Annotated in this window: 16 protein-coding genes; 12 read left to right on the top strand and 4 right to left on the bottom strand. The window is 33.9% G+C overall.

Annotation, left to right across the window (positions count from 1 at the left end; translation table 11 throughout):
- Positions 1-27 precede the first annotated feature (27 nt).
- From Q1A73_RS16055 to Q1A73_RS16040, 4 genes are all read left to right on the top strand, one after another.
- Positions 28-1,377, top strand: a complete 1,350-nt coding sequence (locus Q1A73_RS16055; protein ID WP_299607382.1) for a sigma-54 dependent transcriptional regulator — start codon at positions 28-30, stop codon at positions 1,375-1,377.
- Positions 1,378-1,414: 37 nt separating this feature from the next.
- Positions 1,415-2,710 (top strand): HAMP domain-containing sensor histidine kinase, encoded by a 1,296-nt coding sequence (locus Q1A73_RS16050; protein WP_366141464.1) that lies wholly within the window; start codon positions 1,415-1,417, stop codon positions 2,708-2,710.
- A 177-nt stretch (positions 2,711-2,887) separates the two neighbouring features.
- Positions 2,888-3,718 (top strand): GLPGLI family protein, encoded by an 831-nt coding sequence (locus Q1A73_RS16045; RefSeq protein WP_299607378.1) that lies wholly within the window; start codon positions 2,888-2,890, stop codon positions 3,716-3,718.
- A 36-nt stretch (positions 3,719-3,754) separates the two neighbouring features.
- The gene (locus Q1A73_RS16040) at positions 3,755-6,490 is read left to right on the top strand and encodes a TonB-dependent receptor (protein WP_299607376.1); all 2,736 of its coding nucleotides are present in this window, start codon (positions 3,755-3,757) and stop codon (positions 6,488-6,490) included.
- A 33-nt stretch (positions 6,491-6,523) separates the two neighbouring features.
- Here the strand turns inward: Q1A73_RS16040 and Q1A73_RS16035 are convergent, their stop codons facing one another.
- From Q1A73_RS16035 to Q1A73_RS16020, 4 genes are all read right to left on the bottom strand, one after another.
- A complete protein-coding gene (locus tag Q1A73_RS16035; RefSeq protein WP_299607374.1) occupies positions 6,524-7,138 on the bottom strand; it encodes a pyridoxamine 5'-phosphate oxidase family protein in 615 nt (204 codons plus the stop codon).
- A 127-nt stretch (positions 7,139-7,265) separates the two neighbouring features.
- Entirely contained in the window at positions 7,266-10,010 is a 2,745-nt protein-coding gene (locus Q1A73_RS16030) for a ThuA domain-containing protein (RefSeq protein ID WP_299607372.1), read from the bottom strand.
- 20 nt (positions 10,011-10,030) lie between these two features.
- Positions 10,031-12,754, bottom strand: coding sequence for an RICIN domain-containing protein (locus Q1A73_RS16025; protein ID WP_299607370.1), 2,724 nt, complete (start codon positions 12,752-12,754; stop codon positions 10,031-10,033).
- A gap of 43 nt (positions 12,755-12,797) precedes the next feature.
- Complete coding sequence (locus tag Q1A73_RS16020; protein WP_299607369.1) at positions 12,798-15,314, bottom strand: T9SS type A sorting domain-containing protein; 2,517 nt, start codon at positions 15,312-15,314, stop codon at positions 12,798-12,800.
- A gap of 698 nt (positions 15,315-16,012) precedes the next feature.
- Here Q1A73_RS16020 and Q1A73_RS16015 point away from each other — a divergent pair.
- From Q1A73_RS16015 to Q1A73_RS15980, 8 genes are read left to right on the top strand one after another with little or no spacing between them, the layout of a single operon-like run.
- Positions 16,013-17,455 carry an arginine decarboxylase gene (locus Q1A73_RS16015; protein ID WP_299607367.1) on the top strand — a complete coding sequence of 481 codons (1,443 nt, stop codon included), beginning with the start codon at positions 16,013-16,015 and terminating at the stop codon, positions 17,453-17,455.
- 36 nt (positions 17,456-17,491) lie between these two features.
- Positions 17,492-18,436, top strand: a complete 945-nt coding sequence (gene speB / locus Q1A73_RS16010; RefSeq protein WP_299607365.1) for an agmatinase — start codon at positions 17,492-17,494, stop codon at positions 18,434-18,436.
- Positions 18,426-19,400: a deoxyhypusine synthase family protein gene (locus Q1A73_RS16005; protein ID WP_299607364.1), complete on the top strand. Its 975-nt coding sequence runs from the start codon at positions 18,426-18,428 to the stop codon at positions 19,398-19,400. The genes speB and Q1A73_RS16005 overlap by 11 nt, the downstream gene beginning before the upstream one ends.
- A 2-nt stretch (positions 19,401-19,402) precedes the next feature.
- On the top strand, positions 19,403-19,708 hold the full coding sequence (locus Q1A73_RS16000) for a hypothetical protein (RefSeq protein WP_299607362.1): 306 nt from the start codon (positions 19,403-19,405) through the stop codon (positions 19,706-19,708).
- A gap of 11 nt (positions 19,709-19,719) precedes the next feature.
- Entirely contained in the window at positions 19,720-20,136 is a 417-nt protein-coding gene (locus Q1A73_RS15995) for a VOC family protein (RefSeq protein ID WP_299607360.1), read from the top strand.
- Positions 20,137-20,140: 4 nt separating this feature from the next.
- Positions 20,141-20,920, top strand: a complete 780-nt coding sequence (locus tag Q1A73_RS15990) for an RMD1 family protein (RefSeq protein ID WP_299607358.1) — start codon at positions 20,141-20,143, stop codon at positions 20,918-20,920.
- A 28-nt stretch (positions 20,921-20,948) separates the two neighbouring features.
- Positions 20,949-22,325: a 30S ribosomal protein S6--L-glutamate ligase gene (rimK, locus tag Q1A73_RS15985; protein WP_299608088.1), complete on the top strand. Its 1,377-nt coding sequence runs from the start codon at positions 20,949-20,951 to the stop codon at positions 22,323-22,325.
- Positions 22,322-22,909 carry an SET domain-containing protein gene (locus tag Q1A73_RS15980; RefSeq protein ID WP_299607356.1) on the top strand — a complete coding sequence of 196 codons (588 nt, stop codon included), beginning with the start codon at positions 22,322-22,324 and terminating at the stop codon, positions 22,907-22,909. Before rimK ends, Q1A73_RS15980 begins: the two co-directional genes overlap by 4 nt.
- Positions 22,910-22,917 lie beyond the last annotated feature (8 nt).

Genomic DNA, 22,917 nt, shown 5'->3' with positions numbered 1-22,917 from the left:
TCAGGATAATATTGTAATATTGTATCAATGGTATTAAAGGAAGCTACGATTTTAGTTATAGATGATGATGTAGATGTATTAACTGCATTGCGTCTTTTATTAAAGCCTTTGGTAAAGGAGGTAATTATTGAAAAAAATCCAAGTAATATTGGTGCTCAGATAGACAAGAAGAGTTTTGATATTATCATCTTGGATATGAACTTCAATGGTTTGGTAAATACAGGTAATGAGGGCATATTTTGGTTAAATGAAATTAAAAAATCTAGACCTGATACCGATGTAGTCTTAATTACAGCGTATGCTGATATCGATTTGGCGATTAGAGCCCTAAAAGAAGGAGCTTCGGATTTTTTGGTAAAACCATGGAAGAATGAAAAAATAATAAATACTATTAGTTCATTATTAAAAGCCCGAAAATCTAATACAACCAACAAAAATCCTCAAACACTTTCTACGAGTACCATCATTGGAGAAAGCGACGCGATAAAAGATGTTTTCTTAAAACTTAAAAAAGTCGCTCCAACAGATGCGAATGTTTTGATTCTTGGAGAGAATGGTACTGGTAAAGATTTAATCGCAAGAGCATTACATGATAATTCTAATAGGAGGAATAAGCCATTTGTAAAAGTAGATGTTGGAGCGCTTACTTCTTCTCTTTTCGAAAGTGAATTGTTTGGATATAAAAAAGGTGCTTTTACAGATGCGAAAGAGGATAGAACAGGAAGGTTTGAAGCTGCCAACGGCGGTACTTTATTTTTAGACGAGATAGGAAATATCACCCTAGGACAACAGGTACGATTATTAACCGTATTACAAAATAGATTAGTAACTCCTTTAGGTTCTAATCAGGAAATACCGATCGATATACGGTTGATATGTGCAACAAACCTGGAACCCAAAGTATTGGCAGATGAGCAGAAGTTTAGAAAAGATCTGATTTATAGAATAAATACGGTGGATATCGTTATGCCACCATTACGAGATAGAGGAACTGATATTACGTTATTAGCAAAACACTTTATCGGTATCTATGCGGATAAATATAATAAAGCACAGTTTTCGTTGGATTCTGGATTTATATCTAAATTAAAAAAACACGATTTCCCAGGTAATGTTAGAGAGTTACAATATGTTTTAGAAAGAGCTGTAATAATGACAGATGGAAATGTTTTGAAACCAGAGGATTTGGTGTTTTCAACTATCGAACGCCAAACGACCAAAACTTCATCGACCACTACAATGAATTTAGATAGTATAGAGAAAAATGCAATTCTTACAGTTCTGGAGAAGAATAAAGGAAATGTTTCTAAATCGGCAAAAGAATTAGGAATCACAAGAGCAGCGTTATACAGAAGGTTAGACAAATATGAATTATAACGGTTATATCACCCGCCTTTTTTTAAGGATTTTAGTTTTGGTAGGGCTTATCTTAGGTGTGGTATATGCTTTTGATAAGGGATATACTAGTATTGGAACTATAGTAAGTTTTGTAATTGTTTATTTCGGCTACACCACCTATGTTTTCGTAAAACGTCGTTTTGTAGTGATGGATGATTTTTTTGAGGCTGTAAAATATAGAGACTTTTCACGATGGTTTCCAGAAGATAGAGGTCCTAAAGATATTCGATTTTTATATAGAGGTTTTAATGAAGTAAATCGTACTATTAAAGAAATTAATTCTAAGAATGAAGCGCAATATGTATATCTCCAAAAAATATTAGAAATGGTAGACATAGGAATTATTGCGTATAATCTGGATACAGGAGATGTTTTGTGGTCCAATGATTCCTTTAGAGAAACACTTGATTTTCCATCGTTTAAAAATATTCGCTTTGTAGAAGGTAGAAAACCAGAATTGTATGATGCTATTTTTGAAACCTATCATAGGGAACCCAATTCGATTTCTATAGCAGTACAGAATGAAAAGATAAAAGTTCTTATTTCTGATACTGTTTTTCAGGTAAAGGATGATCCGTTTAAGCTAATCGTACTGCAGAACATTGATGATACTCTAAATAGAAATGAATCAGAAGCTTGGAAAAAGTTATTGAGTGTGATGACTCATGAAATTATGAATTCTATTGCTCCGATTTCGTCATTGGCGGATACTTTGCAAACACATTTACAGCTAACGTTAGATAATCCAGAGGAATATCCACTAGAATTACAAGACATCAATGCAGGTATCAAAACTATTCAGAATAGGAGTGAAGGGCTGCTTAAGTTTGCTAAAACCTATCGTAGCCTGAGTAAAGTAACGCATTTGAGCTTAGAAAAGAAAATGGTAGTAGAACTATTCGACACCATAAAGCTATTGATGCAACCCTCACTGGATGTAAAGAATATTCATATAGATTTTAAAGTAACACCTCCAAAATTAGAATTAAATATTGATAGCTACCTCATAGAGCAAGTGCTAATAAATCTAATTGTAAATGCTGTAGATGCCTGTAAACATAGAGAGCAACCACAAATAAGAGTAATTGCAGAGCAAAAACCAAATAGGAATATTGTTATTAAAGTGTACGATAATGGTTCTGGAATTCCTCAGGATATAATGGAGAGTATCTTTATTCCATTTTTTACGAGTAAATCAACTGGTAGCGGTATTGGTCTTAGTTTATGTAAACAGATTATGTTATTGCATAAAGGTAAAATACTCGTAAATAGTAAAGAAGACGAAGGAACTGTGTTTAGTTTGGTTTTTTAAATAATAGCAAAGAGTTTCTTTAGAAGAGAAGAAAAAACTGAGTTTATTTATTGCTTACGAAGTTTTGTGATTTTCCGTTTTGCTCAAGTTTACTTTCTACATTCCGTTAATGTTTTAATAAAGAATAGTTTATTTGTTTAACATTTGTATATATTCGTTAAACAAAACTAATCTCAGATGAAAAATTTTACTAGTAGCCCCTTACCGTTTTTCTTTTTTCTTTTTTTCTCATTAAATATTTTCTCTCAAGATTTTCAGGGAAGAGCCTATTACTACTCAAAATCCACAATGGAATTAGGAAGTTGGGGAGCACGATTGAGTGAAGCTCAGAAAAAACAAGTAGCCGCACGTTTGAAGAATCGATTAGAAAAAACATACATATTAACTTTTGATAAAGCTGCATCGACTTTTAAAGAAGATGAGAAATTAGATGTGGATGTACTTTCTGGAGCTACAGATACTTGGGGTAAGAATTTCTCACCTGGAGCACAATATAAGAATGTAAAAACCAATGAACTTGTTCAAAAGCAGGAGTTTTATGGAAAAAACTTTTTGGTAAAGGATAAACTTCCATCTATAGATTGGAAAATGGGAGCCGAGACCAAACAAATAGGTGGTTATACCTGTTATAAAGCAACAGCTGCGATACCTACCGCCGATCTTACATGGTATGATTTTTCGTGGAGCGAATTACGAGCCGCTGATAAAGAAAACGGTGAAGAAGTTAATATGACTGAAGTAACTGCATGGTATACGCTTAACATTCCTGTCAGTTCCGGACCTTCTGAATATTGGGGATTGCCAGGTTTAATTCTAGAGGTAAATGTTGGAAATACGACCATGCTGTGTTTTAAAGTTGTTATGAACCCAGAAGAAAAGTCATCTATAGAAGCTCCTAAAAAAGGTAAGGTTGTAACTAAAAAAGAGTACAAAGAAATCATTACTGGTAAGATGCAAGAAATGCGGAATAATAGAGGAAGACAACGACCAGGAAGAACAGGAAGATAATTGAGTTATTGTAGACCCTTACCCTATCGCAGATCCATGAGAGTTTTACTTATTTTATTATTAAGCTTTGTTGCTATATCTAATTCCTTTTGTCAAGTTCAGCTTCAGGGAATAGTAAAAGATAGTCTGGGTAATCCGTTAGAACTTGCGAATGTTGTAGCTTTTAATCAGGAAACTAACATTTTACAAGCCTACGGTACTTCTGATACTAATGGAAAATATAAGCTAGAACTGAGTACGAATACCAAATATAAAATTACCGCCAGTTATGTAGGGATGGAAAGTTATGAAGAGATTATTTCTACAGGAGAAGAAGACATTACTAAAAATATTGTTCTAAAGCTCAGCAATGCTCTTGATGAGGTTCAGATCACCTATGAAATGCCGGTAACTGTAAAAGGAGATACACTCATATATAATGCAGACTCTTTTAATACAGGAACAGAACGTAAACTGGAAGATGTATTAGAAAATTTACCAGGAGTAGAGATTAATGAAGAAGGACAAGTAGAAGTAGAAGGTAAGGTAGTAAACAAACTGATGGTTAATGGAAAAGATTTTTTTGATGGAGATACTAAGGTAGCCACTAAAAATATTCCGTCCAAAGCAGTTGATAAAATACAAGTATTAAGAAATTATGCTGAAGTAGGTCAATTACGTGGAGTAACGAATAATCAAGATAATGTAGCACTAAATATTAAACTGAAAGAAGGAAAAGAAAGTTTTTGGTTTGGAAACGTTACGGTTGGTGGAGGAGCATCAACTGATGAAGGGTTATATGTAGTACAACCCAAATTGTTTTACTACAGTCCAAAGTATAGTGTTAACTTTATTGGGGATTTTAATAATACTGGAGATGTTGCATTATCCAGAAGAGATATTCGAAGTTTTGGAGGTGGATTTAGAGCTCCAAGTAGGAGCAGTGGAACTAGTATTAACTTAGGAAATAATGACTTAGGATTTTTGACCAATCAGAATAATGCTACCGATATCGAAAATATATTGGGAGCTGCAAATTTTAGTTATTCACCTAATAAATCGCTAGATATCAGTGGGTTTGCTATTTTTAATGTAAGTGATCTGTCGTCGAGACAATTAAGTTTTAATCAATATACAGATGCAGATCTGGGTATTCCGGATGAGTCAACCGAACAAAATAATCAAGAAAAATCAGATCAAGGACTCCTTAAATTAAGTGCATCTTATAAGCCTAATGTGAGTAATCAGGTAGATTATGATGTTTTAGGAAGAATTTCTAAAGATGTTCAAAATCAAAACTTTTTCTCTTCTGTTTTAGGTAGTACAACAGAAAATGAAGAAAATACACCTTATAGTATCAACCAAAGTTTGAAATATTACTATACACTAAATGAGAAAAGTATTTTTGCGTTAGAAGCGGAACATCTGATAAAGGATGAAGATCCTTTCTATAATGCTCAACTTACTAATGATCCTACTAACAATACTGATCCGGATTCTAATGATCCATTTGATAACACTGCAGCAGTTCTTGGTTTAGATACAAGCCTTCAGAATTATAATCTTGGTCAAAATAGAAGAATTAAATCGAATCAATTAGACGCAAAGCTTGACTATTTTTATATTATTAATGCAAAAAGTAATCTGAATATAACTTTGGGGTCAATTTTTAGTCAACAACAGTTTGATTCTAGATTGTTTCAATTTTTAACATCAGATACAACCTTGGATCCAATTCCTACTTTTAATGAAGGAAGAGCAACAAATGATACCAAATATACCTTTAGTGATGTTTATCTAGGAGCTCATTATCGTTTTAAAACAGGTAAGTTTATCATCACGCCTGGTGTATCATTACATTCCTATGGAAATAAGAACACCCAATTTGAAGAACGTTTTGAAGAAAACTTTTTTAGAGTACTCCCAGATTTTGAAACACGTATTCAGTTTAAGAAAAATGAAAGTCTTACGTTTCGTTATGATATGAGGAATCAATTTACAGATGTTACTCGATTAGCCCAAGGCCTCGTGCTAAATAATTTTAATAGCATTCAATTTGGAGAGCCAGAATTACAGAATGCGTTATCCCATAATTTGAGTTTGTTTTATTCTAGTTTCAACTTATTTAATTACACCAATATTTTTGCAAGACTAGCCTATTCTAAAAACATAGATCAAATTCGCGGTTTAACTAGTTTTGACAATGTTATTACTACTAGTACATTTTTTAATTCTAGTTTCGCGGATGAAAATCTTTCTGCTTTTGGTCGTATACAACGAACTTTTGGTAAGCTAAGGGCAACGCTAAATGTAAACTACAATTATAACAAGATTAATCAATTTATTCAGGATCGACGTTCGGTAAATGAAGGCTTTACACAGAGTTATACTCCAGCTTTACGAACAAATTTTAAAAAGGCACCAAATATAAGTGTGCGCTATAATTATAGTATTACAAACAATACACAAGGGTCTAATAAAACCACTTTTTATACCGATGCTCCTTCTATAGATTTTGATGCATATATCTGGAAATCCTTCACTTTTGTTACCGATTACACCTATACTAGACAACGTAGGTCAGGAGGTAATGCTCAGTCATTTGATACATGGAATGCTTCCTTATCCTATAGAAAAGATAAAGATGCTAAATGGGAATATGAACTTAGAGCCACGAATATATTAGATGTGCAATCTAGAGTAAATAATACAGCGAATAATTTGTTTGTTTCTTCTACAGAGACTTTTATTCTTCCCAGATTTATCACGTTTAGATTACGTTATGTTTTGTAATTTCGGTACTTCTTTTAAAGAAACAGATTAGTGTTATTTCTTGTCTTGAAATTCCTTTAGTTGTTTTTCTAGTTCTTCTATTTTATTTTCTAATCGTTGTATTCTAGGTTGAAATTCCTCTATTGTAAATCGTTGTTCTATATGTTGGGGACAGTTTACATCCCAAGCATTGATTTTAATTTTAATAATCCGTTCTACTTTAGCCGCATAATCCTTATCTGAAACTTTTTCAAAAAGAGTAACGTCTTCTTCAGTCTGAGGAACGATTTCTCCCCAAATTTTTATTCGCATTCTATTTGGATAGTCCATTAAAAAGAGATGTACTTTGTTATTTACATCAAAATTACCCACAGAAATGTATTGTCTGTTTCCAGAATAATCTGCAAATGCCAAATGCTTTTTATCCAAAACTTTCAGGAAACCTTTCGGTCCACCTCTATGCTGAATGTAAGGTTGGCCTTCGTTGTTTGCAGAAGCCATATAAAATGAATCTCTTAGCGCAAGAAATGATTCTAAACCTTCCGTTATAGTATCTTGCCAATCTCTACGCTCTGCCATTTTTTGATAGGTCTCTCTAGACCCCATCTCTTCTTGGCGTTTTTTAACTTTTGGACTAAAAGCGATATCACTAATAAAACTTTTACTCATGCTACTAGTTTTTTGATGAGTAAATAGTCTGTTTATTTTGCAAGAACTTTCAATTTTGTGATGGAATACTAAACTAAATTATCGATTTATATAATTTAGTTTAGTATTTACTTTATTTTTAAAGGGTTTATAGCTTCACAAATTTTATTACCTTATTTTCCATATCACCGAGAATCTTTAGATAATACATTCCTTTTGCAAAAGTGTGTATATCTATGATCTCATTTTCGGAGCTTAAACTTTTGTTTAAAACAACCTTTCCATTGATATCGTAGATACGGACTAGAGCATTTGAAGCACCTTCAATAGTAATAGCGTTGGCAGCTGGATTAGGATATAAGATGATATTGGTATTTTCTGAAATTTCTGGCGCTTTGATATCATCAATTGGAGTAATAATCCAATGTAGATTTTGACTTGTATTAGAAGAATCATATAGGTTAACGTTTTGAGCATTGGATCCCACATTACCACCATTGATGGCAAAACCTGAAGCATTACGTTTAACTAATTGAAAAGCTCCATCTCCTACATCTACTTTTAACCAATGCTGATTTTGATTGTTTTCGGCACAATTCCATAAATACACATTTTGTCCATTTGTACCACCATGATCTCCATCGATACAATAATTTGTTCCAATCTTTTGATATGAATAATATCCATTACCACGATCAATCTCAATCCATTGTTGATTCACATTGCTAGAATTCTCAGACCATAAATACACATTTTGTCCATTAGCACCACCATGATCTCCGTCTAGAGCGAAACCTGGAGCATTACGCTTAGTGATATGTACTATGGTAGTTGTCGGAGAATTATCTATGATTTCGAAATCAAAAGTTTCCCATGTGCCATCCGCATTTCCAGCAGGAAAAAGTGATGTGTTATTGATATTCCAATTAGCTTGTACCCATCCATTATTAAATAAACTTTTTAATGCGACTTGATTATTTCCTTTAGGTTGCCAACCAAAATTTTCCCAAGTTCCTGGAGCGTTACCTGTAGCACGAATAGGTGTGGTTCTCGAATTACGAACTACTTGTACATATTTATCGGTAGCTACCGATTTAAGAGCAATACAACCATTCGGATGTTCTTCTACATAAAATAATGCTCTATCATCAATTTCACCATCTGCAATAAGACTGGAATTAGAAGGATCGATAGTAACCCATTTTTGATCACCACCTGATTTTTTAAGCGCAATCATTTGTCCTATGGGAGCATCAGTATCACAGGTTGGAGTAGGAGTAGTGTCATCACCCCATCCTAGTGTTGCAACATCTTCTGCTGGGAATTCAGTTTCTGACTTTATCCTAATATTCCGATAGTATAATTCTGCTCCTTCAGATTGTAGTTGTATTTGTCCACTGGTTACTGTATTTCCATTCCAGGTAGCATCTTGCAATGCATTAACCATAACACCATTTACATAATGAATTGCTCTATCACCAATTACAATAATTTCTAATAAATTCCATTCTCCATTTGGAAATTCTGTGTTTGATCCAGCTCTAATTAGTGTTCCCGTATTCAATGGGGCCATAGGAGTAAAGGTTAATCCATTTCTATTTTCTGACGGAACCAAACCTTTCGTTCCTGCTAAACCAATATAATCTCCTAAGTCTCCTTCTTGCACTTGAAACTCTAATGAAGACTTCCATACATCCCAAAACGTTCCGTGTTCTCCATTACAATGATATAAAATACCACTATCTCTAAGGCGATTTAATCTGGGTTCCCACTTTAGCTCTCCCCACTTAAATTCCATGCTTAGATGATAATTCTCGAATTCATTTAAAGTAGTTAATCCTCCGTAGACTTCACCCGTTATATAGAGTTGTTTTTCACCATTTTCTTCAATTATAGAAAACACATTTCGAGGATCATTGTTTAATCCCAAAGGAGTTCCAGATCCATTAGTAACATTATCACTAGCACCTGGTAATCCAGTTGTGCTATGTGGCACTCCCATCCATATTTCCCAACAATCTAAATCATTTTCTAGAAGATCTGTCCATTGACTAGTTAAAGTGGCGCCACAATCATTAACAGGTTCATTTGTATCTAATCGATCTGCTACCCATAGCACTGCTTTTTCGATCATTCTTCTAAAAGTTTCATTATCATTATACGTAGTAGCATTATGACCTAGAGCTGTATAAAATGATCTTCCTCCGTCAAATTCTTTTAACCAGGTAATAGGACGAGTGGCATCATAACTTTGATTTCCTGTTGTCTGTACTTCTAAAAGATCAAAATTAGTATCACTTAATTGTCCGCCGTTTAGTTCCCAATAATACCATTCTTCTTCATGAGACCATACATCTCCTGCATTTCCTATATGGTTAGTGACAGGATGGTCTACCAGCACATTCATTACGCCTGGTAGATTATTAGAAGTATGATTCGGACTGGTTTGTACTATGGCACCAACAAGCTCATTATACCATGGCCATGTAGAACCTACATTGGTACCTCTGTAGGTATCACTAGCTGCATGAAAACCAATAAAACCACCACCATTTTGTATGAATGTTTCCATGGCATTCTTCTGATTATCATCTAATAAATCTCCACCTGATGTATTTGAAAATATAATAACATCATAATTGGCTAGATTTTGATCCGTAAAAACAGATGCATCTCTGGTATCATCAACAGACCACGTATCATGATCTGCATTGACCCCTAAATCTTCTAACATAGCTATACTGGCATTAATAGCGCCAGTATGTCTAAACCCATTGGTTTCATGGAATACTAATACATTGAAATCCTGAGCATAATTAAACTGAACAAGTAGAGCGAAAAAACCGTATAGTATTGTCAAAATACTGTTTTTAGATGGGGTTACATTTTTCATGGTTTTAAGTTTAAAGAGTTTTATTGTTTACTAATTTTAATTGTACGGATGCTTTTGGATGTATTCACCTTTAGGTAATACAGCCCTTGAGCAAATGAGCTTATATCAATGGTTTCTGAATCCTGGGAAATATGTTTTGTAAAAACCCTTTTTCCATTTATATCATATATTCGAATTATGGAATTTTCAGCTCCTTCTATGTTAAACTTATTTACCAAAGGGTTAGGGTATACGACGATAGTTTTATCTTCGGAAGGTTCTGGAGCTTTGATGTCATTAATTGGTGTGATAATCCATTGCAAGTTTTGGCTAGTGTTAGCTGAATTATAAAGCTGCACGTTTTGTCCATTTGCTCCGTTGGAACCTCCATCTATTGCATATCCTGAAGCATTGCGTTTTATCAATTTATAGGCGCCTCCACCAACAGCTACTTTTTGCCACTGTTGGTTTTGGTTGTTTAGATCACAGGTCCATAAATGGACATTCTGTCGATCCGCTCCTCCGTTGTTACCATCTATACAGTAATTTGTATCTTTTTTTCTATAGGAGTAATATCCATTACCTCGATCGATTTCAACCCATTGTTGGTTTGCATTGTTTTGATTGGATGACCATAAATACACTTGATCTCCATTGGACGGAGTAGATCCTGGTGCATCAATAGCAAATCCCGGAGCATTTCTTTTGGTAATATGTACGATTTGTTCACCAGTGACTACTTCTGTAAACCTAAAGGATTCCCAAGTACCATTGGAGGTAGTAGGGAAAAATCGAACCTCGCCATTAGGAGTCATTTGTAATCGTTTAAAATTAGTTGGACCATCAGGAAGTGTAATAAAGTGGGTGTTATTTATTGTCCCTTCTGTAAATTCATAATAGGTATAGGTTCCTGAATTAGCAGTTGCCTGCATATCTGCATATAAACTATTATCTGTTCTAAGTCTCGGAACACTCCCTCCAGCTGCTCTTTGTATATGCCAGTATCCATTTCCTTTGTCTACAAATTTCCATTCTACATCTGCTCCTGTAGTATTGATAGAGGTAGCATAAGGATCTTCACTGCTGCCATTTGCTGCTAACCTAAGATTATGATGTGGTGCATCGATATAATACGTTTTATTGGGATCGGGAGTGAATGAATTATCCACACAACTATCATTGGCAATAGAGCTACATTCACAAGGTTCTTGATTTATGCTAGATACATTTATGATGGTATTGCTACCATTACTAGAATCTACTACGTTTCCAATTGAATAAATTGTGGAGTTGGTTACATTATTGGATAATGTTACAGATTGTTTAGTCATGTTGCAGAGCAAAATACCTGAGGTAGCTTGATTACCTACTTTTATGACTAGGTCTTTATCCAGGGCTTGTCCATCACGTTTCCATAATCGGAGTTTATGATCACTACCACTTATTAGTGCTAATGCTGTGGAGCCAGACGGGCGTAAATAGCCATTATCCGGATCTAATACTTCAATATCAGCTGTAACTTCTTGTCGTGCTCCAGCAAGTTCTAAAACTGTGGCATATGCAGCATCAGCTTGTGCATTTTTAATAACCGCATAAGAGGGAACACCAAAAGCGGTAGCATCACCTTCACCTCCATTGGCACTGTTCCAGGCTCCATTACATGCAGGAACTCCATGACCAGCAACTCCTTTTACGGTCATGCCTTCAACTACAAAACCTCTATTGGCAATATCCATTGCGATACCACTTCGTGCTCCTTCAACATAAGCATTACGAATGGTAAGGTTTTCTATTTCACCTTGGGTATAACCCCTAAATGCACCTTCGACCAAACTAAATTGATAATTATTACGGATTGGAGATCTTTGAGAACCACCATCTAAATTTTGGCACTGATCTAAATTATTTGTATCAAAAAGATCAAAAAAAGTATCATTATCTGAAGCCCCAAACAAAACATTTCCTTGATAATTAACTCCAAAGGGTACTCCATTACGATCTGTACCGCCAATACCATTTTGACGAAGATCATTTGTGGATCTGGACTCAGCTATAATGGTTACATTTTCTACAACAACATTATTAATAGGTCCATTAAAAAATAAAGTATGGCCAAAAGCACTATGGTCTACTAAAACATTTGTAAAAGTACTATTGGTTAAATTTGAAAGGATGACACCACTCTTTTTTCCCAAACGAGATCCAGGTAGCATGCCACTACTACTACCTGTTTTTCCGTAGAGCGATCCAAAACCATATGGATGAGAATAACGTGCTTTTAGGGTAAAGTCTTCAAAACGATGCCCACTTCCAGTTATCTCCACGACCACACCACCCGAAACGTGAATGTAGTATCCATAATTTCCATTACTACCGGGCAATTCTTGCAAATTAAACCCTATCCAGGTATTACCAGTTCCTCCCAATCTTACCAAGCTTCCATGAGCTAAATTAGGCATGTCATTGATTATAGTAGAATCAAAAGTGAACGTTACTCCTGTTAGATCGAAGATATTATTACTACCTGTAAAGTTAAAAAGCCCCGGCCACGAACCTGTTGTGCGCACAATCCAATCATCACCATCAAATAAAGTTTTTGTTGACAATGAGATATGATAAGTACCTGGTGTCATTTTGATATTCTGATTACTTGCATCTTGAAGTTCTATAAATTCTTGAAGACTAGAAATTGTTCTTTGAGCAAAACTTAGTTGTGAAGCAAATAGACCTACTAAAAGCAAAGAAATTGATACTATTTTTTTCATTGTTATTTTATATTGATATTAAATTATATTCTTAATTATGGGATTATTGTTTTGCTATTTTAATTGTAGAAATGCTTTGTGAGCCATTTACCTTAGCATAATAAATGCCAGAAGGAAGAAAACTTAAATCTATAGTTTCGTTATTACTAGAAACATATTTTGACCATACCTCTTTTCCATTCATATCATACACTCTGATAATTGAATTATCAGCCCCCATTATAGTTACAGTACTTACTACGGGATTTGGATATAATACTGTACTACTGTCGTTGGAAATCTCTGGGGATTTAGTATCATTAATTGGTGTAATAAACCATTGTAAATTATACGAGCCATTTGTGGCATCATAAAGGTTTACATTTTGAGCATTAGCTCCATTGTTACCTCCATTAATAGCAAATGGCGCATTACGTTTAATCAATTTAAAAGCTCCACCACTTGTAGCTACCTTTTGCCAGTGTTGATTTCGGTTGTTTTCATTACATGTCCACAGATATACGTCTTGTCTGTTAGCGCCAGAAACCCCTCCATCAATACAATAATTAGTATTCATTTTTTGATATGAATAGTAGCCGTTTCCTCTATCAATTTCTATCCATTGTTGATTTACATTATTCTCATTTTCAGTCCATAAATAAATACTCTGCCCATTTTCTCCTCCATTGTTTCCATCGATAGCAAAATCTGGTGCGTTGCGTTTGGTAATATGAACTATATTAGTACTGTTTATCTCGGTAATTGTAAATGATTCCCAAGTACCATTTAAACTAGAACTCATAAAACGAACTAAACCTGAATTGTTGATTTGTAAGCGTTGACGCCCTGAAGGACCATCGGGAAGCGTTATAAAATGTGTGTTAGCACTAGCCCCTTGAGTAAAATTATAATAGGTATATGTACCTGAATTAGTGATTGCTTGCATATCTGCCAGTTCTGAATTATCTGTCCGTAAGCGTGGTTTAGGACCTCCGGCTGCTCTTTGTATATGCCAGTATCCATTACCTTTATCTACAAATTTCCAGGCTACATCATCTCCTGTAGTCTGAGTAGATGTAGTATATGTATCTTCGCTAGATCCGTTAGAAGCTAATCGAAGGTTGTGATATGGGTTGTCTATATAATAAGTTTTATTAGGATCTGGAGTAAAGCTAGAACTTGGTGGTGGAACAGTATTACAATCATTTAGTTGTGAGATAGTATTATTGGAACCATTATTAGTCACAGTAGAACAGGTTTCAATTTGATTTCCTGAACTTTCGGATGATATTAAAACTGGTGCAGTTGTATAATTAATAAGAGAAACATCTCTTGATGGGTGATCTACATTAGTATCATCACTTAAAAAACGATGTGCTAAAAAATCTCCCCCAAACATGATTGCTAGATTAGAGGGTAAATTTGGCTCAGCATTTCTAAGAATTACCTCATGATTATTTCCACCTAAATAAGCCAAGCAATTAGCTCCATTGTAGTATCCATTTTCTGGTGGAATAACAGTGATCTCACCTTCAAAATTATTGGTAGTATTGTAAGCATTTCTGTAAACAGGTCCTATTGCCGCATCTGCAAAGCAATTTACTACTTGACCACCATTACCTGCTCCAAAACCAGTTTCACAACTAATAGCAGTAGTGTTTTCAATATATTTTGTTCCAGCTGTTAACGTTATAGAACATCCAGAGCGCATCTTTTTTATAATACAGTCTTTAATGGTAATATTTGTTGTTCTTCTATCAGATATTGTTTCTCCATTAATTATAGTAGTCCCTCTGGTGTACGTTCTAATTCCATCTTCCTGTAGACTCATTGTATGGCCAGCGGGAAGCGGAAACCCCCAAACAGTCATCCAATCCACATCTTCACCAGTGACTCCATCTCCTTCATAAGCTCCAGCCAACATATCATCAGTAGATCTCACTTCTCCTTCTAGATAAACACCTTCAATCAACGCATCAACTGCCCCTTGCATAAAGACTCCATGCCCATAGGCTCTATGCTTAATGTTACAGTCTTTTACATGATTTCTATTTCCTCCAACTAATATTGCTGAATGTTTGAAATGCTTGATAACATATCCAGATCCTTTACCAAAAGCATCACCGTATCCATATGGTTGAGATCCTACAATGGTCATGTCGAAACCTTCGATCAAATTATCTTGACCTTGTAAACTTATACCAAGTGCTGTTCTTGTAGGTCTATCATATACACTACCTACATCTACCATCTTTAAATTTTTAAGCACGTTGTTATTACCAATTACTTTGAGTTCTTCAACACCGATGTTTCCAAATGCAGTAAAAATATCTGTATCAAAATTGATAGTAACACCTGTGAAATCATAAGTACTGTTATTACCTTCAAAAAGAAAAAGTGGGTTGCTAAATTTTCCTGTAGCAACATCAGCAGCTGAAATATTATAGGTGCCAGGAGCTAATTTTACTTGTACATTATTGTCGTTTAAATAAGGTAATAATTGTTGTAAAGAATTGACTGTAATTTGAGAAAAGGAATTCCAGGTGGTAAAGGTTAATAAGAGTAATAGTATTTTTTTCATTATTGCTAGATTGATAGTGTAGTTTTAATTTTTTTATGGAGTTTATCATTATTATAAAATTGGTTGACCAATTTTATAATTGTCTAAAGTATGTTTATTATCTGTGGAGAAGAGAGTTAAATGATTTTTCGACTTTATAAAAGTAGAATTCGTAGAGGAGTGAAAATAATTCGCAGTTTTAAATTATAAATCTAGAAGTTGTTTATTGCTTAATCTGTTGATATTTATAATGTTAGGTATTGTTTTTGACTGAAATTTGCAAAGCGAAATAAATTTTAAAAAAATATGTAAAAAAGTTTTTGATATTTGTTTTTTTACTATGTTTGATTAACTGTTAACAAATGAGTCTGTACAATCAGACGCATTGCCTAAATAAAATGGAATCTTTTTTCAGATTCGGGCTTAGGAGAATAAAGAAGTCTACTCCAAAAGCTGCCTTAGGGATAGGGAACCGAATTCTCAGGCTGACTTCTAAAAAATATACAATTGCACTTCAGTTTTTAGAACGGATAAAATTCGTTCCACATACGATTTCAATTATTCGGATATGAGTATAGATTGATAAGATGCTTTTATCATTTTATCTACAATTTGTAATTTTTCAAATATGACATCATAGAATCTCGATTAGATATAGTTTAACGATGTTAATCTTTCTATCTATTGATTTCTTTTATACGCAAAACAAAACCGAATAAATGAAGACTAAATATATTGATCTTATCGATCAAACTTTTGATTTCCCTCAGCAAGAATTTAACCTGAAGAATGATCAGCTGCAGTTCCATGAAATAGATTTAATGGAATTGATTGCTCAATATGGAGCGCCTTTAAAATTTACATACTTACCCAAAATATCTGAAAATATTAACAGAGCCAAAAAATGGTTTGATAACGCGATTAAAGCGAATAATTACGCAGGTACTTATAACTATTGTTACTGTACCAAAAGCTCTCATTTTCAACATGTGTTGAATGAGGCATTAAAAAATGATATTCATATCGAAACTTCTTCTGCTTTTGATATTGACATTGTTGAAAATCTAAAAGCTCAAGGTAAAATTAATGACCATACTTATGTCATTTGTAATGGTTTTAAAAGAGATCAATACATCCAAAATATAGCAAGACTTATAAATAATGGTCATCAAAACTGTATTCCTATTATTGATAATTATGAAGAATTATCTTTACTAAGCGAAAGTATTAATGATAAGTTTCAAGTTGGTATTCGTATTGCTTCAGAAGAAGAACCAAAATTTGAGTTTTATACTTCTCGTTTAGGAATAGGCTATCGTAATATTGTTCCTTTTTACAATAACCAGATTAAAGCGAACCCTCAAGTAGAACTAAAGATGTTACATTTCTTTATAAATACAGGAATTCGTGATACTGCTTATTACTGGAATGAATTATTAAAATGTCTCAAAGTATATATAAGCCTCAAAAAAATATGTCCATCCTTAGATAGCCTAAATATTGGAGGTGGTTTCCCGATCAAAAACTCCTTAGGATTTGATTACGATTATGAGTATATGGTGAATGAGATTGTAAATCAAATTCAAATAGCTTGTGAAGAAGCTCGAGTAGATGTACCAAATATTTTTACAGAGTTTGGAAGCTTCACAGTAGGAGAAAGTGGAGGAGCTATTTATGAAGTATTATATCAAAAACAGCAAAATGATCGCGAAAAGTGGAATATGATTAATTCTTCATTCATTACTACTTTACCTGATACATGGGCTATCAATAAACGCTTTGTAATGCTTGCTGTTAATCGTTGGAATGATGAATATGAACGTGTGTTATTAGGAGGTCTAACTTGTGATAGCGACGATTATTACAACTCTGAGCAGCACATGAATGCGATTTATTTACCTAAGTATAAAAAAGAAAAACCACTGTATATAGGTTTCTTTAATACAGGAGCATATCAGGAAACCATTGGAGGATTCGGAGGATTACAACATTGTTTGATTCCACAGCCAAAACATATTATTATTGATCGAGACCAAGATGGGAACTTAGAAACCTCTGTCTTTACGGAACAACAAACCTCAGAACAATTATTATCTATTCTTGGATATCAGAAAGAATATCAACAAGATCCTTCACAGTTAAAGGTATCAAACATCATTTAAAGACTATAATTTAAAAACCATTTATAATTTAATACAATGAAAACTAGTAACACATATGCCGGCATTTCTGAAAAGTTTGCGGGCTATGAAAAATCTCAAATAGTATTAGTACCCGTTCCGTATGATGGAACCAGCACTTGGGGTAAAGGAGCCGACAAAGGCCCTGAAGCATTTCTAGAAGCTTCTGAAAATATGGAATTGTACGATATAGAAACGGACAGCGAAGTATATACAAAAGGGATATGTTTATTAGAACCAATTACGGAGAATGATACTCCAGAATCTATGGTAGAGGCAGTATATAATACAACCAAAAATAATATAAAGAGGAATAAGTTTGTAACCCTATTTGGAGGAGAACATTCTATCTCAATTGGTGCTATCAGAGCTTTTGATGAGTGTTTTAATAACCTTACGGTGTTACAGATTGATGCACATGCGGATTTGAGAAAAGAATATAATGGTTCTAAGTATAATCATGCTTGCGCTATGTATGAGGCCAATGAGAAAACCAATTTGATTCAAGTAGGGATACGAAGTATGGATGCTTCAGAAAACTTGGTAATGAATGATGATCAGGTGTTTTTTGCCCATGAAATGGCAAAAGATGATTATTGGATGGATAATGCAATCGAACTTATGACGGATAATGTATATATCACATTTGACCTAGATGCATTTGATCCTTCTATATTACCTGCAACCGGAACACCGGAACCAGGAGGATTGTTCTGGTACGAAACCCTAGAATTCTTAAGAAAAGTCTTTTCAGAAAAGAATGTGGTAGGATTTGATATCGTGGAATTATGTCCTAATGAAACGAGTAAACCATCTGATTTTGCTGCTGCAAAATTATACTATAAAATGTTGTCTTATAAGTTTGAGGACACAGAAGATACAATCGATGAAGAGGATGATATTACAGAAAATGAAGCATTAAGAAAATTTAAATCTAGTTACGAAGAATACGATGAAAGGTAAAGGTGAAATTTCAAAATTTATAGAAAAATATTTTCTTCATTTTAATGCAGCGACTGTTGTAGATGCAGCAAAAGGATATGAATCTCAATTAGAAAAAGGAGGTAAGATGCTTGTCTCTCTTGCAGGAGCTATGAGTACTGCAGAATTAGGGAAAATATTTGCTGAAATGATTCGAGAAGAGAAAGTGCATATTGTCTCTTGCACTGGAGCAAATCTTGAAGAAGATATTATGAATCTAGTGGCGCATAGCCATTATGAACGGGTACCAAATTATAGAGATTTAACTCCACAACAGGAATGGGAGTTATTAGAAAAAGGTCTCAATCGTGTTACAGATACTTGCATACCAGAAGAGGAAGCTTTTAGAAGGCTGCAGGAGCATATTTTTAAAATTTGGAAAGATGCAGAAGAAGCAGGAGAACGTTATTTTCCGCATGAGTTTATGTATAAGCTTTTACTCTCTGGAGTATTGGAAGAATATTATGAAATAGACATTAAAGACTCTTGGATGTATGCTGCTGCCAAAGCTAATCTACCTATGGTGGTTCCTGGATGGGAAGATAGTACTATGGGGAATATTTTTGCGAGCTATGTAATGAAGGGAGCGTTGAAAGCAAGCACCATGAAATCTGGAATAGAGTATATGACATTTTTGGCAGATTGGTATACAGAAAACTCTAAAGACGGTATAGGGTTTTTCCAAATAGGAGGTGGTATTGCAGGTGATTTTCCTATTTGTGTAGTACCAATGTTATATCAGGATTTAGAAAGAACAGATACTCCATTTTGGAATTACTTCTGTCAGATAAGTGATTCTACCACAAGCTATGGATCTTATTCTGGTGCAGTACCTAATGAAAAGATTACATGGGGTAAACTAGATATTGATACTCCAAAATTTGTAATAGAGAGTGATGCAACCATCGTAGCACCATTAATATTTGGCTACTTATTAGATATGTAAAAATGAAAAGACAAAGAAACGCACATTTAAAACGAGTTATTGTAGATTATAAAAAACTAAATAATCAGATTTTAGATCTATTAGTCAATAAGTACCCGGATGGATATGGTGATGGAGATGTTATCACTTTTAGAAATGCGCAAAACGAAATTGTGGAATGTGTAGAGGTAACAACAGAAGATACACTTTATCTTATTAAAGTAAGTAAACGTTTAGTGGCCGCTATGGAAGATTTTGATGATACAGATGAAGATTCTAGTGAAAAAAATCAGGATTTACCAGATGGTTCTAATGTTGAAGAAGAATAAAATATCATAATATGAAAAAGGCAGAATTTCATTTAGCATTGCCTTGTGAAGATATAGGCAAGACAAAAGATTTTTATACCAATATATTGGGTGCAACATTGGGGAGGCATACAGACAATTGGATAGATATTAACTTGTATGGGAATCAAATTACATTTACCAAAGCAGGTACTTTTAATTTCGATTTTAAGAATTATCGTTTAGGAGACCAAATTTTGCCATCTTTTCATTTCGGAGTCATTGTAGATATGGAAACTTGGGAAAAGTTGTATTCACATTTATCTAGTAAGGATATCGAAGTTACTACAGAGGTAACCTTTTTTGAAAATAAAGTGGGAGAGCATCTTTCTTTTTTTGTCAAAGATCCCGATGGATATATGGTAGAGTTTAAAAGTTTTAAGAATACAGGAGAGGTGTTCACTGTTTAAGAACATGAGAACAGTAGCCTATTCAGTGCAAGTTGCAGATTCAATTTCTATAAGAGATTGTAAAAATGGCTTTAAAGAAAAACTTTTATTCTCCGATAGTGATGAGTTATTTTATGAATTACATTCGGGGCAATACATATATATCTTTAAATATGGAGTAATTTCTTTTCATGATCTTACCATTGAAAATATAAATAAGAAGTGTTTCGAAATTTTGAAATATGCTAAAAATGTTGTTTCAGAAGAGATTTCGGAAAGTATGGAGATTATGATTGGTGGGAACTTGAACAAAGTATCTTTTGGAAAAGTATCACTGCAACAGTTTGATGTAGAATCCATACGACTAATTATGCTTAATGTTTCTCAATCTGTTGCCTTGGATAAGTATGCTAATATTTCTGAACAAATTTTAGAAGATACCAGAGGACATACTTCCTATCTCGAAGAAAATGGAAAGCTAGATATCAGTGGCAGAAAATTGAAAAGGTATATAGGACGTGTGTTGAATATTAAAAACAAGATTTCTGAGAACCTTTACATTTTTGATTCGCATGATGTCTCATGGGAAGATGAAACTCTAAATAAGTTAGATCAGGATTTAAAAAGAGTTTTTGATCTAAAAGACCGTTATCGCAGTATTCATGATCAAATAGGAATTATTAAAGAAAATCTGGAACTCTTTAAAGATATTATGTTCCATAGACAAAGTAGTACACTCGAATGGATTATTATCATTCTGATTATGGTTGAGGTAGTAGATCTTTTTGTACAAAAATTAACATAGTAAAGAAATTAATTAAGTGATTGAAACTATAATAAATAAGGAACTAAAAATAATTGGGAGTGAGGAATGGTGTGTCTTTGCCGAATTTGGTATCCCAGCTATCAAGGCTAGGGTAGATTCTGGAGCAAAAACTTCTTCTATCCAAGCTAACAATATCAAACTCATTCATAAAGGAGGTGAGGAATGGGTGCGTTTTGAAGTAAACCCTATTCAGGACAATAGAAGTATTGTAATTCGATGTGAAACTAAATTATATGGTAAGAGAATAGTAAAAAGTTCATCTGGTATTGCCGAACTACGTTTTGTAATTAAAACACCTGTAAAACTAGGTGAAACTATTTTTAATATAGAACTTACATTAGCCAATCGTGATGCGATGGAATATAGAATGTTATTAGGACGTGAAGCGTTAGTTGATCGGTATATTGTTAATCCCTCCATTAGTTTTGCGCAGCAAGATTTCACTCCAGATGAGATCCAAATAAAATATAAACCTTTTCTTAAAGAAAAATCAGGGTTAAAAATCGCATTGTTAGCCAGTAATCCTCAGTTATATAGTAATTTGCGTATTATAGAAGCAGGAATCGCCAGAGGTCACGAAATGGTATTTCTTAATGTCGAACAAGCCTACATGAAGCTTGATGCTGCCGAACCTGAAATACGCTATCGTGGAGGTAATATTATTGATGAATTTGATGCGATTATTCCAAGGATAAAACCTTCAGTAACGTTTTATGCTTGTTCATTAATTCGTCAGTTTGATTCTATGGGAGCTTATTGTTTAAATTCTGCGGAAGCAATTACGCAATCAAGAGACAAATTACTTGCTACTCAATTATTTGCTAAACATGATATTCATATCCCTATTACTGGTTTTGCAAAGTCTCCTTTAGATACTAAAGATTTAATTAAAATGGTTAATGGAGCCCCTTTGATTATAAAGCTTCTAGAGAGTACTCAAGGAAAAGGAGTGGTGCTTGCAGAAACTAATAAAGCTGCCGAAAGTGTGATCAATGCTTTTAAAAGTGTGCAAACCAATATTTTGGTCCAGGAATTTATCAAAGAAGCAAATGGACAGGATATTCGTTGTTTTGTGGTCAATGGAAAAGTGGTAGCATCTATGCAACGACAAGCAGCTAAAGGAGAGTTTAGAGCAAATATCCATCAGGGAGGTTCAGCTTCTAAAATTAAAATCACTTCTGAGGAACGAAAGCTAGCAATAAAAGCAGCTAAAATATTGAATTTACCAGTAGCAGGAGTCGATATTATTCGATCCAATAAAGGACCACTTTTACTAGAAGTAAATTCATCTCCAGGTCTTGAAGGTATTGAGAATGCTACAGGTTTGGATATTGCTAATATTATGATCGAATCAATTGAAAAAAAGTTAAAGTTTAAGAGATGATACACCCTAGCACTAAAATAGAATTTATAAGCGAAGAGATTGGTTACGGTGTAGTAGCCACTGAATTCATTCCTATGGGAACAATTACATGGGTTCTGGATAAATTTGATCAAGAATTTACACCTGATACAATCGATAAATTAGATCCTATTTATAAAGATATATTAGAAACGTATGCCTTCAAAAACAACCTAGGGAATCTGGTGTTGTGTTGGGATAATGGAAGATTTGTAAATCACAGTTTTAAATCTAATTGCTTAACTACTGCTTATAATTTTGAATTAGCGATAAGAGATATTCATCCTGGTGAGCAGTTAACAGATGATTATGGGTATTTAAACATTGAAATCCCATTTAGAGGAATAGATGAAGGAACCAGAAGAAAAATTGTGTATCCTGATGATTTATTAAAATACCATAAATCATGGGATAATAAACTAGCAAAAGCCTTTAATTATGTTTCGAAGGTAAAACAGCCTTTATTCAAATTATTAAATGAAGATCTACGTCTTTTAGTTTTAGAAATAGAAAAAGGAGAAAAGAAAATGGAATCCATATTAAAAAATTATTATCAGAAGGTATAAGAAGAAAT

The sequence above is a fragment of the uncultured Aquimarina sp. genome, assembly GCF_947492115.1.
Taxonomy (GTDB): Bacteria; Bacteroidota; Bacteroidia; order Flavobacteriales; family Flavobacteriaceae; genus Aquimarina.
Note: the sequence above shows the minus strand (reverse complement) of the source record. Positions and strands in the feature narration are given on the sequence as shown.

Coding starts and splice junctions, on each gene's coding strand:
- Q1A73_RS15980 (WP_299607356.1), top strand. CDS start 22,322: ATGATACACCCTAGCACTAAAATAGAATTTATAAGCGAAGAGATTGGT.
- Q1A73_RS16015 (WP_299607367.1), top strand. CDS start 16,013: ATGAAGACTAAATATATTGATCTTATCGATCAAACTTTTGATTTCCCT.
- Q1A73_RS16030 (WP_299607372.1), bottom strand. CDS start 10,010: ATGAAAAATGTAACCCCATCTAAAAACAGTATTTTGACAATACTATAC.
- Q1A73_RS15990 (WP_299607358.1), top strand. CDS start 20,141: ATGAGAACAGTAGCCTATTCAGTGCAAGTTGCAGATTCAATTTCTATA.
- Q1A73_RS16020 (WP_299607369.1), bottom strand. CDS start 15,314: ATGAAAAAAATACTATTACTCTTATTAACCTTTACCACCTGGAATTCC.
- Q1A73_RS16000 (WP_299607362.1), top strand. CDS start 19,403: ATGAAAAGACAAAGAAACGCACATTTAAAACGAGTTATTGTAGATTAT.
- Q1A73_RS16045 (WP_299607378.1), top strand. CDS start 2,888: ATGAAAAATTTTACTAGTAGCCCCTTACCGTTTTTCTTTTTTCTTTTT.
- Q1A73_RS16025 (WP_299607370.1), bottom strand. CDS start 12,754: ATGAAAAAAATAGTATCAATTTCTTTGCTTTTAGTAGGTCTATTTGCT.
- speB (WP_299607365.1), top strand. CDS start 17,492: ATGAAAACTAGTAACACATATGCCGGCATTTCTGAAAAGTTTGCGGGC.
- Q1A73_RS15995 (WP_299607360.1), top strand. CDS start 19,720: ATGAAAAAGGCAGAATTTCATTTAGCATTGCCTTGTGAAGATATAGGC.
- Q1A73_RS16005 (WP_299607364.1), top strand. CDS start 18,426: ATGAAAGGTAAAGGTGAAATTTCAAAATTTATAGAAAAATATTTTCTT.
- Q1A73_RS16055 (WP_299607382.1), top strand. CDS start 28: ATGGTATTAAAGGAAGCTACGATTTTAGTTATAGATGATGATGTAGAT.
- Q1A73_RS16040 (WP_299607376.1), top strand. CDS start 3,755: ATGAGAGTTTTACTTATTTTATTATTAAGCTTTGTTGCTATATCTAAT.
- Q1A73_RS16035 (WP_299607374.1), bottom strand. CDS start 7,138: ATGAGTAAAAGTTTTATTAGTGATATCGCTTTTAGTCCAAAAGTTAAA.